We start from the raw sequence: 13138 nt of genomic DNA on the forward strand, positions 1-13138 counted from the left end.
CGTGCGGAACGTGCTGTGGCGGGCCGCGCTCGCCGGCGCCCTGGTGTGCGGGATCGGCCTGCTGCCCTGGCTCACCCGTACCGACCCCGCGCTCACCGTGCTCAAGGCGCGGGCCCAGGACCGCGACCCGGACCCCGCCGTACTCGCCGCCATCCGTGACCAACTCGGCCTGCACGACGGTCCGTCGGTACTCCTCGGGCGGTGGTTCGGCGGACTGGCGCGCGGCGACGCCGGCCGGTCCTGGATCTCCGGCGCCGAGGCCGGACCGGCCGTGCTGCAGGCGCTCGGCGCCTCCCTGCTGCTCATGTCGGTCGCCCTCCTCGTGGCCTGCTGCACCGCGACCGCCGTCTGCGCCCGCACCCTGTACCGGGGCGGCCGGACCCGGCCCGGCAGCACCGCGTCCGCGATGCTCGCCACCCTGCCGGAGTTCCTCACCGCCTCCGTCCTCGCCACCGTCGTCGGCGTGCAGCTGGGCTGGCTGCCGGCCCTGGGCTGGTACGGCCCCCACTACACCGTGCTGCCCGCGCTCGCCCTCGGCCTGCCCGTCGGCGCCGTCCTCGGCCGGCTCCTCGACGACCAGCTGCCCGGCGCCTTCGCCGAACCCTGGGCACGGGCCGCCGCCGCGCGCGGACTGCCCCGGACACGCGTCGCCCGGCAGGCGGTACGCCGCTGTCTGCCCGGACTGCTGCCGAACACCGCGCTGTTCGTCGTCGGCATGACCGGCGGAGCCGTCGCCGTGGAGCAGATCTTCGACATCCCCGGCCTCGGCCGCACCACCCTCCAGGCCGCCCTCGCCCAGGACCTGCCCGTCCTCCAGGCGGGCACCCTCGCCCTGCTGCTGCTCGCCGCGCTCGCCGCCGGCGCCGCCCGGCTCGCCGTCCGCCTGCTCATCGGCCCGGCCCTGCGCGACGCCGCCCTGCCCACCCCGCACCGGCCCGAGCCGCCCCCGCGACGGACCGCGCCTCTCCTCCTCGGCGGGGCGCTGCTCGCCGTGCTCGCCGCCGGCCTGCCCCGCGACCCGCTCGCCCTGGACACCACCGCACGCCTGCGACCCCCGTCCGGGGCACACCCGTTCGGCACCGACGCGCTCGGCCGCGACCTGCTCGCCCGGGTCGCCCACGGCGCCCTGGACACCCTGCTGCTCGCCCTCGCCATCAGCGCCGGCACGCTCCTCGCCGGACTGCTGCTCGGCCTGCTGCCCCGGCTGTCCGGGCCGCTCGTCGACACCGCCAACGCCGTACCGCCCGTGCTCGCCGCGCTGCTGGTCACCGCCGTCGCCGGCGGCGGCCCGGCCACCCCCGCGCTCGCCGTCGCCGCCGTCGCCTGGGCGCCCCTCGCCGCGCACACCTCCGCCCTGCTGCGGCAGGAACGCGCCGCCCTCCACCTCACCGCCACCCGGGCCCTCGGCGCCGGCCGCTGGTACCTGCTGCGCCACGAACTCCTGCCCGCAGTCGTGCCGCCCGTCACCGGGCACGCCCTGCTGCGCCTGCCCGGTACCGCGCTCGCCCTCGCCGCGCTCGGCTTCCTCGGCCTCGGCGCCCAGCCGCCGTCCCCCGAGTGGGGCCTGCTGCTCGCCGAGAACCAGCCCTATGCCGAGCGCGCCCCCTGGGCGGTCCTCGCCCCCGCCGCCGTCCTCGCCGTCCTCGGCGCGCTGGCGGTGACCTCCGCGGGTGCCCTGCGGCACCGCCGCCCGGCCCGCCGTACGGCCGAAGTCCCCGCGCCCATGGGTGAGTCGGTCACCTCATGAGCGCACTGTCGGTGGCCGGGCGACGCACCGGGGAAGCGCCCCTGGGCGGTGCCCTGGGCACTCCTCGCGGCGGTGCCGGCGGTGGCGGTACTGACCCTGCCGGGGGAGCGGCCCCGCATGAGCGCGTCCCCGGCCGTGAGCGGTCTGCGGGCCGGGGTGTTCGCCGCGGTGTGTGCTGCTCGCCGCCGCCGGGCACGGCCTGGCAGCCGGGGGGAGCCGCGCATCGGCGCGGCCGGCGGCAGGCCCGCCGTCATCGGCAGGGCGACGGACGCGAGCGACGACACCGGGCGCATGCGTAAGGGCCCGGATGCGCCGACGGCGGTCCGGGCCCTTGCATACGGCGGTCAGTGCGCCGCCAGCTCCAGCAGCTTCGGCTCGGCCGGGGCCGCCGCCGCCGGCGTGCGGAACGTCCGCCACAGCCACAGCACGTCCCGGCCGAACGACCACACCAGCGAGACCAGCGCCGTCAGCACGATCGCCAGGTTCGCCGGATGCGGCAGCAGCTCGGACCCCGCGAGCAGCAGGCAGACGCCCTGGACGGCGGCGACGGTCTTGCGGGCGAAGGACGGCGGCAGCGGGGCCGTCAGCCACGGCGCGACCCGGGCCGCGGCGACGAACGCGTAGCGCATGCCGCCGATCAGCAGCACCCACGGCCCCAGCTGCATCGCCACGTACACGCTCAGCACCAGGATCAGGAACGCGTCGACCTCCATGTCGAAGCGGGCGCCGAGCGCGCTCGACGTCCCGGTGCGGCGGGCGACCTTGCCGTCCACGCCGTCCAGCAGCAGGGCCACGGCGGTCAGGGCGACCAGCAGCGTCACCGGCGGCGCGCTCTCGAAGGAGTCCGCGACCAGCGCGGTCACCCCGCCGACCAGCGTCGCCCGGCCGAGCGTCACCCGGTTCGCCGGGCCGAAGGAGCGCAGCCGGGAGCGGTGCACGGCGCGGGAGAGCACGGCCCAGGTGGCGAACGCGAAGGCGAGCCCCGTCAGCCAGCCGGCCGGCCCCATGCCGATCGCCGAGCCGAGCAGAGCCAACAGCAGGATCTGCACGCCCGCTCCCACAGCGGTCTCCTGCTGGAGCCTCGCGTCATACGTGTTGTTCAGGGCCACCGCACACCCTCCGGCCGAGTGACAGAGTCGATCAACGCCGCGTACTGTGCGCGGCCTGTGCACAACTCGGTACGTGAACAACTTCCCGATCGTTCAGGAGGATGCCGATGAACCACTCGGCCCGCGCGTTCTGGCTCCGCTCGCCCGGCCACGGAGAGCTGCGCGACATCACCCTCGCGGAGCCCGCCGCGGACGAGGTCCTGGTCCGTGCCCTCTACTCCGGAGTCAGCCGGGGAACGGAGACGCTGGTCTTCCGCGGCGGCGTACCGGAGAGCCAGCACACCGTGATGCGGGCGCCGTTCCAGGAGGGCGACTTCCCGGGCCCGGTCAAGTACGGCTACCTCAGCGTCGGCGTGGTGGAGGAGGGCCCGGCTGCGCTGATGGGCCGTACCGTCTTCTGCCTGTATCCGCACCAGAGCCGTTACGTCGTTCCGGTGAACGCCGTCACCGTGGTGCCCGAGCGGGTGCCCGCCGAGCGGGCCGTGCTCGCCGGCACCGTCGAGACCGCCGTGAACGCCCTGTGGGACGCGACGCCGCTGATCGGCGACCGGATCGCGGTGGTCGGCGGCGGCATGGTCGGCTGCGCGGTCGCCGCGCTCCTCGCCCGCTTCCCCGGCGTCCGGCTGCAGCTCGTCGACGCCGACCCGGCCCGCGCCAGGACCGCCGAGGCCCTCGGCGTCGACTTCGCCGCACCCGCCGACGCCCTCGGCGACTGCGACCTCGTCGTGCACGCCAGCGCCACCGAGGCCGGCCTCACCCGGGCCCTGCAACTCCTCGCCCCGGAAGGCACGGTGGTGGAGCTGAGCTGGTACGGCGACCGGAGCGTGGCTCTGCCGCTCGGCGAGGCCTTCCACTCCCGCCGGCTCACCGTGCGGGGCAGCCAGGTCGGCACCGTCTCCCCGGCCGCCCGGCCCGGCCGCGGCTACGCCGAGCGGATGGCCCTCGCCCTGGACCTGCTCGCCGACCCGGCGCTGGACGCGCTCATCACCGGGGAGAGCGCTTTCGAGGAACTCCCCTCCGTGCTGCCGAAGCTGGCATCCGGTGAGATCCCCGCCCTGTGCCACCGGGTCCGCTACACGGAGACGGGTCTGACCTGAGAAAAGAGTGAGACACGGCTGAACACGGGGAAGCGAAGAGCCGTACTACACGGCATCCCCCGGCGGGCAAGGGCAGGGGGACCAGACGCGCCGCACCTGGAGGGTCGTCCGTTGTTCAGCATCACCGTCCGCGATCACATCATGATCGCCCACAGCTTCCACGGCGAGGTGTTCGGGCCCGCGCAGCGACTGCACGGAGCCACGTTCCTCGTCGACGCGACGTTCCGCCGCGAGCAGCTGGACGAGGACAACATCGTGGTCGACATCGGCCTGGCCACGCGGGAGCTGGGCGCCATCACCGCCGAGCTGAACTACCGCAACCTCGACGACGAGCCCGAGTTCGCCGGCATCAACACCTCCACCGAGTTCCTCGCCAAGGTCATCGCCGACCGGCTCGCCGAGCGGATCGAGAAGGGCGGTCTCGGCGAGGGAGCCAAGGGGCTCGCGGGAATCACGGTCACGCTGCACGAGTCGCACATCGCCTGGGCGAGTTACGAGCGTGACCTGTGACCGACCTGACCGTGGAACGGGCCCGTCTCACCTACGTGCCCGTGCAGCCCACCGCCGCCGAGAACGCCGGAATCATCCCCATGTCCCTGCGCAGCGTGCACTTCGTGATGCCGGGCGGCGTCGACGACCCGGCCGCGCCCAGCGGCGGCAACGCCTACGACCGCCGGGTCTGCCTGGACCTGCCCGGCTTCGGCTGGCAGGTCACCCGGCACGCCGTCCCCGGCGGCTGGCCGCGGCCGGACGCCGCCGCCCGCGACCGGCTCGCCCGCACACTCCGGGACCTGCCCGACGACACGGTCGTCCTCCTCGACGGCCTGGTCGCGTGCGGTGTCCCCGAGGTCGTCGTCCCCGAGGCCGGACGCCTGCGCCTCGCCGTCCTCGTCCACCTGCCGCTCGGCGACGAGACCGGCCTGGACCCGGCCGTCGCCGCCGACCTCGACACCCGCGAGCGGGCGGTGCTGCGGGCGGTGCCCGCGGCGATCGCCACCAGCGACTGGGCCGTCCGCCGGCTCGTCTCCCACCACGGGCTCGCCCCCGACCGGGTGCACGTCGCCGCGCCCGGCGCCGACATAGCCCCCCTCGCCCCCGGCACCGACGGCGTCTCCCGGCTGCTGTGCGTGGCCGCCGTGACCCCGCGCAAGGGCCAGCACCGGCTGGTGGAGGCGCTCGCGACGGTCCGGGACCTGCCATGGACCTGCGAGTGCGTCGGCGGCCTCGGCCACGACCCCGAGTACGTGGCCCACCTGCGCGAGCTGATCGCCCGGTACGGCCTCACCGACCGGCTGCACCTGACCGGCCCGCGCTCCGGCGCCGACCTCGACGCCTCCTACGCCGCGGCCGACCTGATGGTCCTCACCTCCTACGCCGAGACCTACGGCATGGCGGTCACCGAGGCCCTCGCCCGCGGCATCCCCGTCCTGGCGACCGACGTGGGCGGACTGCCCGAGGCGGTCGGCCGCGCGCCGGACGGCGGGGTGCCCGGCATCCTCGTCCCGCCGGAGGATCCCGCCGCGCTCGCCGCGGAACTGCGCGGCTGGTTCGGCGAACCCGACGTACGCCGCCGGCTCAAGGCCGCGGCCCGGGGCCGCCGCGCCGCGCTCGACGGCTGGGCGGCCACCGCCCGCAGCCTGGCGGGCGTCCTCCAGCGCCTTCCGGAACCCCCGAGGAGGGTGGCATGAGCGACGGGAGTTCCGAGATCGCGGTCCGGTCGGACGGCCTGATCCCGGCCCAGCCAGGCCCCGGTGAGGGGGAGTCCGTGCGGACGGCCGCACGTGCGCGGAGCGAGGAGGTACCGAGCGTGGACGTCGTGGACATGGGTGTGAGTACGGGGGAGTCCGCGTCCGGCACCGACGGCGCCGACGCTCCGGTCATCGCCGGTGCCGGGCCCGTGACCCGACCCGGCGAGCGGGCCACCGTACGGCTGCGGGACGACGGCCCCGAGGAGCAGCCCCGGTACGCGCCCGAGTGGCTGCAACTGCGCGAGAGCGCCGACGCGGCGGCTCGCGCGCAGGACCTGCTCGACCCGTTGCGGATCCGGCTGGCCAACCTGCCGGGCCGGGCGGGCGGACTGGTCGTGCACGACCTGGGCTGCGGCACCGGTTCGATGGGCCGCTGGCTCGCGCCCCGCCTGGACGGCGCCCAGCACTGGATCCTGCACGACCGCGACCCCTACCTGCTGCACTTCGCCGCCGTGGCCTCCCCGCGCTCCGCCGCCGACGGCAGCCGCGTCACGGTCGAGACCCGGCGCGGTGACGTGGCCCGGCTCACCCCGGACGCGCTGGCCGGTGCCTCGCTGGTCACCGCGTCCGCGCTGCTCGACGTCCTCACCCGCGAGGAGGTCGAGGCCCTGGCGGACGCCTGCGCGGGCGCCGGCTGCCCGGCCCTGCTCACCCTGTCCGTCGCCGGGCGCGTCGAACTCACCCCGGGGGACCCCCTGGACGCCGAGATCGCCGAGGCGTTCAACGCCCATCAGCGGCGCGCCGGGCTGCTCGGCCCGGACGCGGTCACCGTGGCCTGCGAGGCGTTCGCCGAGCGCGGGGCGACGGTCCGCCTCCACCCGAGCCCGTGGCGGCTCGGCCGCCCCGAGGATGCCGCGCTGACCGAGCAGTGGCTGCGCGGCTGGGTGGGCGCGGCCGTCGAACAGCGGCCGGAGCTGCGCGAGCGGGCCGAGCGGTACCTGACCGCACGGCTCGCCGCCTGCACGGCCGGCACACTACGGGTCACCGTCCACCACAGCGACCTGCTGGCCCTGCCCCGACCGAGGGGCGGAGCGGCATGAACGCGAGCGGGGCGGCAGCCGGCACGAGGGCGCCACGGACGACCGACAGTGGCACGCGCGTGCGTACGACACCGACGGCTGCGGTACGCGCGTGCACGACACCGGCGGATGCGGCCGGCGAGCGTGTGGTGCCGGGGTCGGACCAGGCACGCGCGCGCGTGGCACTGGAGCCGGCCCCGGCGCGCCCGCGCCTGACGTCGGCGGACGCCCCCCGTCCGCGCCTGACGTCGGCGGACGCGCCCCGCCCGTGCGCGACTGCGGCGGACGCGCCCCGCCCGCACGTGACCGCGGCGGACGCGAGCCCCGTCCGCCGGGCGTCCGCGCACCCGGCGCCCCCCACGGAAGCGGAAGCAGCCGCGCAGGCCCCCACCCCCCGGCGCCTGAACTCCCGTGCCCTGCGGACCCACTTCGGGACCGTCGCCGGTGCCGTCATCCTCGGCGCTCTCCTGTGGCGGCTCGGTACCGGTGCGCTGCTCGACGGGCTGCGGCGGATCGACACGGTGACGGTGCTGGCCGCGCTGGGGATCGGCGTGGTCACCACCGTGTTCAGCGCGTGGCGCTGGCAGTTGGTGGCCCGGGGCCTCAGGCTGCGGCTGCCGCTGGGCCCCGCGACCGCCGACTACTACCGGGCGCTGTTCCTGAACGCAGCCCTGCCCGGCGGGATCCTGGGCGATGTGCACCGGGCGGTCCGGCACGGGCAGAGCGCCGGTGACCTCCGGCGCGGGGTGAAGGCGGTGGTCCTGGAGCGGGTGGCGGGGCAGATCGCGCTGACCGTGGCCGGTGCGGTGCTGCTGCTGACCCTGCCGTCCCCGGTGCGCGCCGAGGTCCGCGGCTTCGCCCCGCTGGTGGCGCTGGCCGTCGTCGGCGCGCTCGCCGTCGTACTCGCCGTCCGGATGAACCGCGCACCGGCCCGCCGGGGCGGTGCGCTGCGCCAGACCCTCGGCGAGGCCCGCCAGGGCCTGGCGTCCCGGCAGAGCGGGCCGGGCGTCGCCCTGTCGTCCGCGGTCGTCCTGGCCGGACACCTGGCCATGTTCGTCGTGGCGGCCCGGGTCGCCGGCTCGGCGGCCCCGGTGGCGGTGCTGCTGCCACTCGCCGTGCTCGCCCTGGTGGCCATGGGCCTGCCGCTGAACGTCGGCGGCTTCGGCCCCCGCGAGGGTGTCACCGCGTGGGCGTTCGGCGCGGCGGGGCTCGGCGCGGACAGCGGAGTCGCGGTCGCCGTCGTCTACGGCGTGCTCAGCTTCGTGGCGAGCCTGCCCGGTGCCGTCGTCCTGGTCTGGCGCTGGTACGAGGGCCTGCGCACCGAAACCCCCACACCGGCCCCCGGCACCACGCCCGACACGCCCGGCCTCGGAGCCGTACCCGCCCCTGGCCGGCCCGCCGACGACCACCTGTCCGACGACCCTGCGCCGACCGGGGCCGCCCCCATGGGCCCCGGCCGCGTCCCGGCCCCGGGCTACTCCTGTTCCGCGGACGGGGTGAGCAGTGCGAAATACGGTTCGAAGGATTCCGTCAGGCTCGCCAGTAGTGCCTTTCCCTTTTCCGTCGAACCCAGGGAAGGACGGCCGATGACGCCCGATTCGGTATAGGCGGACATTCCCACGGTGAGTAGATGACGACGGTCGTCGGCCGTGAAATCGGCGGACTCGTGACCAGGGCGGACGAATTCGGGGTGAGCGTGCAGCAGAATCGAGGTCTCGATTTCTCCCGCGTGCATGTCGGTGAGCAGCGAGGTGACCACGCCGGCCCTCTCCCGTGCCGTCTCCCAGTCCTCGGCGGCCGGGAACAACGCCATCCGCTCGCCGCGCGCGGAGGCCTCCTGGACGACGTTGCCCAGCACGTAGTTGCCGCCGTGCCCGTTGACCACGACCAGCGCGTCCACGCCCGAGCGGCGCAGCGACGCGGCGATGTCCGAGACCACCGCGTGGAGGGTCACGGCGGAGATGCTGACGGTCCCCGGCCAGGCCGCGTGCTCGTGCGAGCAGGAGACCGTCACCGGAGGAAGGAGGTGCACCGGGTACGCGGCGGCGATCTCCCGGGCCACGGCGCAGGCGACCAGCGTGTCGGTCGCCAGCGGAAGGTACGGACCGTGCTGTTCGAAGCTCCCGACGGGAAGGACGGCGACCTGTGCTGAAACGCCCGCCCCCCGCGTCCGTACGTCCTCCGTGGTGTCCGTCGGCACCACGCCGCTCGCCACTCCGTACGCCGCCACTCGCGCGCCCGAACCACTCATCTTTTCACGGCCTTTCGTCTCTGCTTAGGAATAAGATCATGACAGAAAACACCGGCGTCAACATCGGCGTACTCGGCAAGAAGTCCCCGCGGCGTTCGGGTGCGGAACGCGTGGTGAATGCACCGCTGCCCACCGTGTACGGGAAATTCCAGGCGATCGGCTACCTGGACCACGACCGCGGTGACGAGCAAGTGGCCCTGGTGTACGGCGAGATCGGTACCGAGAACGTGCTGACGCGGCTGCACTCGGAGTGCCTGACCGGGGACGCGTTCGGCTCCCGGCACTGCGAGTGCGGTGACCAGCTGGAGGCCGCCATGCGCGCGGTGGTCGCCGAAGGCAGCGGCATCGTCGTCTACTTGCGGGGGCACGAGGGCCGCGGCATCGGGCTGCTCGCCAAGCTGCGCGCGATGGCCCTGCAGGCGGAGGGCCTGGACACGGTGGAGGCGAACCTCGCGCTGGGCCTGCCGGTCGACGCCCGGGACTACGGTGTCGCCGCCGAGATGCTGCGCGACCTCGGGGTGCGCTCGGTGCGGCTGATGTCCAACAATCCGAGCAAGCGGGAGGCGCTGGTCCGGCACGGCATCCAGGTCGCCGAGCAGGTGCCGCTGCTGATCGAGCCGTGCGAGAGCAACATCACCTACTTGCGGACCAAGCGGGAGCGGATGGACCACCACCTGCCGCACCTGGACGCCGTCGCCCACGGCTCCTGACACCGTCCGGTTCGACGGGCGGCCGGGTGGACAGGATCAGAGGACGATCGTGCCGCACGGTGGGACGGTGGAGCGGGAAGGAGGCGGCGGCGTGAACCTTCGGGCCCGGGTGGTCATCGTCGGCGGCGGGGTGATGGGCACCAGCATCGCCTGGCACCTGGCGCGCGCCGGAGTGCGGGACGTCGTCCTCGTCGAGCGGGACGAACTCGCCGCCGGCTCCACCTCCAAGGCCGCGGGCGGGGTCCGGGCCCAGTTCTCCGACGAGCTGAACATCCAGCTCGGCGCGCGCGGCCTGGAGGCGTTCGGCCGCTTCGAGGAGGAGGTCGGGCAGGACATCGGGCTGCACCGGGTCGGCTATCTGTTCCTGCTCTCCACACCTGAGGAGGTCGCCTCCTTCGAGGCGGGCGTGCGGCTGCAGAACTCCCTCGGCGTGCCCAGCCGCCTGCTCACCCCCCAGGAGGCCCACCGGCTCTCCCCGCTGATCACCACCGACGGCCTGCTGGCCGCCGCGTACTCCCCGGACGACGGCCACTGCACCCCCGAGGCCGTCGTCCACGGCTACGCCACCGCCGCCCGCACCCACGGCGCCCGCATCCTGCGCCACACCGAGGTCACCGGCATCGAACTGCACGGCGACACCATCACCGCCGTCAGCACCACCCGCGGCCGGATCGAGACGGACACGGTGATCTGCGCGGCCGGCGCCTGGTCGCGGGCGGTCGGCGCGATGGCGGGCGTGGAGCTGCCGGTGCAGCCGCTGCGCCGGCAGATCGCGGTCACCGAGCCGGTGCCGGGCCTGCCGCCCACGCTGCCCATGACCATCGACTTCACCACCAGCCTCTACTTCCACCGCGAGGGCCCCGGGCTGCTGCTCGGCATGTCCGACCCGGACGAGCGGCCGGGCTTCGCGACCGACACCCACGACCGCTGGATCCCGCGGCTCGCCGAGGCGATGCAGCGGCGCGCTCCCGCCCTGCTCGACCTGCGCCGCACCGGCGGCTGGGCGGGGCTGTACGAGAACACCCCCGATCACAACGCGCTGATCGGCGAGGCGGCTTCCGTGTCCCGCTTCCTGTACGCGACCGGCTTCTCCGGGCACGGCTTCCTCCAGGGACCCGCCGTCGGCGAGGTGATCCGCGACCTGTACCTCGGCCGCGTACCCTTCCTGGACATCAGCCCCCTGAGCGCCGGCCGGTTCGCGGTCGACGCCCCGCGCCCGGAGGCGAACCTGGTATGACCGAGCCGCACCTGTGGCTGCGCCACGAGCCACGGACGACCGAACGGCGCACGCCGGTCGTCCCCGCCGACGCCCGCCGGCTGGTCGACAGCGGGATGACGCTGACCGTCGAGGAGTCCCGGCAGCGGATCTTCCCGGTGGAGGAGTACGAGGCGGCCGGCTGCCGCCGCGCCCCGGCGGGCTCCTGGGTGACCGCACCCCGGGACGCCGTGATCCTCGGCCTCAAGGAACTCCCCGACGAGCCGGCCGAGTTGCCGCACCGGCACATCTTCTTCGGGCACGCCTACAAGCGGCAGCCGGGCGCCGCCGAGCTGCTGCGCCGGTTCGCGGCCGGCGGCGGGGCGCTGCTGGACCTGGAGTACCTGGTGGACGAGGAGGGGCGCAGGCTCGCCGCCTTCGGCTTCTGGGCGGGCTACCTGGGCGCCGCGCTCGCCGTGCTCCGGCACCGGGGCCGGCTGACGGCGCCGCTCACCCCGACGGCGAAGGGCGAGCTGGACGCCGTACTGCGCCCGGCCGCCGGGGACGAGGGGTTCACCGCGCTGGTGATCGGCGCCCTGGGCCGCAGCGGGCGGGGCGCCTGGGCCGCCTTCCGCACGGCGGGCGTCGACGCGACCCGCTGGGACCTGGCGGAGACTCGGGACCTCGACCGACGGGCCCTGCTCCGGCACGACGTCATGGTGAACGCGGTCCTCGCGACCGGCCCGGTCCCGCCGTTCCTGCGGGAGGAGGACCTGGACTCCCCGGGGCGCCGGCTGCGCACCCTGTGCGACGTCAGCTGCGACGTCGGTTCCCCGTTCAACGTCCTGCCGGTCTACGACCGCACCACGGACTGGACGGAGCCCGTGCGCCGGCTGCGCAAGGAGCCCCCGCTGGACCTGATCGCGATCGACAACCTGCCCTCGCTGCTGCCCCGGGAGTCCAGCGCCGACTTCTCGGCGGCCCTGCTGCCGCAGCTGCTCGCCTTCGGCTCCGGCGGCGCCTGGGGCCGCTGCCTCGACCGGTTCCACCAGGCCTGCCGTGAACTCGGCATCCCGGAAGGGGAATTGCAGTCATGACCGACCGTGTCCCGGCGAGCGGCACCGTCCACTGGGTCGGCGCCGGACTGTCCACCGGCAGCGGGCTTGCCGCCCTCTGCGCGACGGCGGACCGGGTCCTGCTCTGGCACCGCACCGCGGAGCGCGCGGCCGAGGCCCTGGCCGCTCTGGGCCTGACGGGACGCGCCGAGCCCCGCGCCCTCACCGACCCGGCCGACCTCGCCACCGTGCTCGCGCCCGGGGACGTCGTGGTGTCGATGCTGCCGGCGCCGCGGCACGCCGGGCTGCTCGCCGCGTGCGTGCGCGCCGGGGCGCACTTCGCCTGTTCCAGCTATGTGTCGCCGGAGCTGCTGGCGCATGCCGGTGCGGCGCGCGCGGCCGGTCTCGCCGTGCTCACCGAGGCGGGCCTGGACCCGGGCGTCGACCACCTCTTCGCGCACAGCCTGATCGGCCGGGCCCGGGCCCGGATCGGCGAGCACACCCCGGCCTTCTACCGGCTCACCTCGTACTGCGGCGGCGTCCCGGCCGTGCCGAACGACTTCCGGTACCGGTTCAGCTGGGCTCCGCTCGGTGTCCTGGCCGCCCTCCGCTCGCCCGCGCGCTACCTCCAGGACGGCACCGAGACCACGGCCGACCGGCCCTGGGAGGCGACCCGGACGCTCGTCCTGGACGGCGAGACCTTCGAGGCCTACCCCAACCGCGACAGCATCCCCTTCATCGACCAGTACGACCTGCCCGACGCCTGGACCCCGCGCACCTTCGTCCGGGGCACCCTCCGCCTGGACGGCTGGCTGAAGGCGTGGGAGCCGGTCTTCGAGGAGCTGACCGCGGGCGACGACGACCGGATCGCCGCGCTGGCGCGGGAGCTGGCGGCCGCCTACCCGACCACGGAGGCCGACCGGGACCGGGTGGTGCTCTCCGTCTCCCTGGAGGTCGACGCGGGTGAGGGCCGTGCCTGGACGGGCGCGTACCTGCTCGATGTGACCGGTGAGGCCGGGGAGTCGGCGATGGCCCGGTGCGTCTCCCGCCCGCTCGCCGTCGGCGTCCGCCATATTTTGGACGGCAGCCTGTCCGCCGGTCTGCACCGGGGGGCGGGCAGCGCCCAGCGGTCGGACCGGTGGCTGGCGGAACTCGCCGACGACGGGCTGGAGTTCACCCTGACCCTGGGCCAGTAGCGGGCCGCCGG

At 75.3% G+C, this 13138-nt stretch carries 11 protein-coding genes and 1 pseudogene; 10 read left to right on the forward strand and 2 right to left on the reverse strand.

Annotation, left to right across the window (positions count from 1 at the left end):
* Window position 1: 1 nt before the first annotated feature.
* The gene (locus tag ABZ937_RS03365) at window positions 2-1747 is read left to right on the forward strand and encodes an ABC transporter permease subunit (RefSeq protein WP_361685135.1); all 1746 of its coding nucleotides are present in this window, start codon (window positions 2-4) and stop codon (window positions 1745-1747) included.
* A 344-nt stretch (window positions 1748-2091) separates the two neighbouring features.
* Here the strand turns inward: ABZ937_RS03365 and ABZ937_RS03370 are convergent, their stop codons facing one another.
* A complete protein-coding gene (locus ABZ937_RS03370) occupies window positions 2092-2856 on the reverse strand; it encodes a CDP-alcohol phosphatidyltransferase family protein (protein ID WP_361685137.1) in 765 nt (254 codons plus the stop codon).
* A gap of 107 nt (window positions 2857-2963) precedes the next feature.
* Between ABZ937_RS03370 and ABZ937_RS03375 the strand changes: the two genes are divergently transcribed.
* From ABZ937_RS03375 to ABZ937_RS03395, 5 genes and pseudogenes are all read left to right on the forward strand, one after another.
* Window positions 2964-3953, forward strand: coding sequence for a dehydrogenase (locus ABZ937_RS03375; protein WP_361685139.1), 990 nt, complete (start codon window positions 2964-2966; stop codon window positions 3951-3953).
* Window positions 3954-4064: 111 nt separating this feature from the next.
* Window positions 4065-4463 (forward strand): 6-carboxytetrahydropterin synthase, encoded by a 399-nt coding sequence (locus tag ABZ937_RS03380; RefSeq protein ID WP_361685141.1) that lies wholly within the window; start codon window positions 4065-4067, stop codon window positions 4461-4463.
* Window positions 4460-5641, forward strand: a complete 1182-nt coding sequence (locus ABZ937_RS03385) for a glycosyltransferase family 4 protein (RefSeq protein ID WP_361685143.1) — start codon at window positions 4460-4462, stop codon at window positions 5639-5641. The genes ABZ937_RS03380 and ABZ937_RS03385 overlap by 4 nt, the downstream gene beginning before the upstream one ends.
* Before the next feature lie 134 nt (window positions 5642-5775).
* Window positions 5776-6741: a class I SAM-dependent methyltransferase gene (locus tag ABZ937_RS03390; protein ID WP_361685425.1), complete on the forward strand. Its 966-nt coding sequence runs from the start codon at window positions 5776-5778 to the stop codon at window positions 6739-6741.
* Window positions 6738-7988: pseudogene (locus ABZ937_RS03395) on the forward strand (lysylphosphatidylglycerol synthase domain-containing protein); the annotation flags it as partial. The gene ABZ937_RS03390 and the pseudogene ABZ937_RS03395, both read left to right, overlap by 4 nt.
* 206 nt (window positions 7989-8194) lie before the next feature.
* Here ABZ937_RS03395 and ABZ937_RS03400 read toward each other — a convergent pair.
* A complete protein-coding gene (locus tag ABZ937_RS03400; RefSeq protein ID WP_361685144.1) occupies window positions 8195-8971 on the reverse strand; it encodes a creatininase family protein in 777 nt (258 codons plus the stop codon).
* A gap of 38 nt (window positions 8972-9009) precedes the next feature.
* Between ABZ937_RS03400 and ribA the strand changes: the two genes are divergently transcribed.
* The 4 genes from ribA (at window position 9010) to ABZ937_RS03420 (ending at window position 13127) form a co-directional block, all read left to right on the forward strand.
* Entirely contained in the window at window positions 9010-9681 is a 672-nt protein-coding gene (gene ribA / locus ABZ937_RS03405; RefSeq protein WP_361685146.1) for a GTP cyclohydrolase II, read from the forward strand.
* A 91-nt stretch (window positions 9682-9772) separates the two neighbouring features.
* Window positions 9773-10918: an FAD-binding oxidoreductase gene (locus ABZ937_RS03410; RefSeq protein WP_361685148.1), complete on the forward strand. Its 1146-nt coding sequence runs from the start codon at window positions 9773-9775 to the stop codon at window positions 10916-10918.
* A complete protein-coding gene (locus tag ABZ937_RS03415; RefSeq protein ID WP_361685150.1) occupies window positions 10915-11973 on the forward strand; it encodes a saccharopine dehydrogenase in 1059 nt (352 codons plus the stop codon). The genes ABZ937_RS03410 and ABZ937_RS03415 overlap by 4 nt, the downstream gene beginning before the upstream one ends.
* Entirely contained in the window at window positions 11970-13127 is a 1158-nt protein-coding gene (locus ABZ937_RS03420) for a saccharopine dehydrogenase family protein (RefSeq protein WP_361685152.1), read from the forward strand. The genes ABZ937_RS03415 and ABZ937_RS03420 overlap by 4 nt, the downstream gene beginning before the upstream one ends.
* Window positions 13128-13138: the final 11 nt, after the last annotated feature.

The organism is Streptomyces sp. NPDC046727 (assembly GCF_040645635.1).
In the GTDB taxonomy this organism is placed as follows: Bacteria; Actinomycetota; Actinomycetes; order Streptomycetales; family Streptomycetaceae; genus Streptomyces.

Bases quoted from the DNA above. Each gene is read 5' to 3' on its own strand.
- ABZ937_RS03415 (WP_361685150.1), top strand. From the start codon at position 10,915: ATGACCGAGCCGCACCTGTGGCTGCGCCACGAGCCACGGACGACCGAA.
- ABZ937_RS03390 (WP_361685425.1), top strand. From the start codon at position 5,776: ATGGGTGTGAGTACGGGGGAGTCCGCGTCCGGCACCGACGGCGCCGAC.
- ABZ937_RS03400 (WP_361685144.1), bottom strand. From the start codon at position 8,971: ATGAGTGGTTCGGGCGCGCGAGTGGCGGCGTACGGAGTGGCGAGCGGC.
- ribA (WP_361685146.1), top strand. From the start codon at position 9,010: ATGACAGAAAACACCGGCGTCAACATCGGCGTACTCGGCAAGAAGTCC.
- ABZ937_RS03375 (WP_361685139.1), top strand. From the start codon at position 2,964: ATGAACCACTCGGCCCGCGCGTTCTGGCTCCGCTCGCCCGGCCACGGA.
- ABZ937_RS03420 (WP_361685152.1), top strand. From the start codon at position 11,970: ATGACCGACCGTGTCCCGGCGAGCGGCACCGTCCACTGGGTCGGCGCC.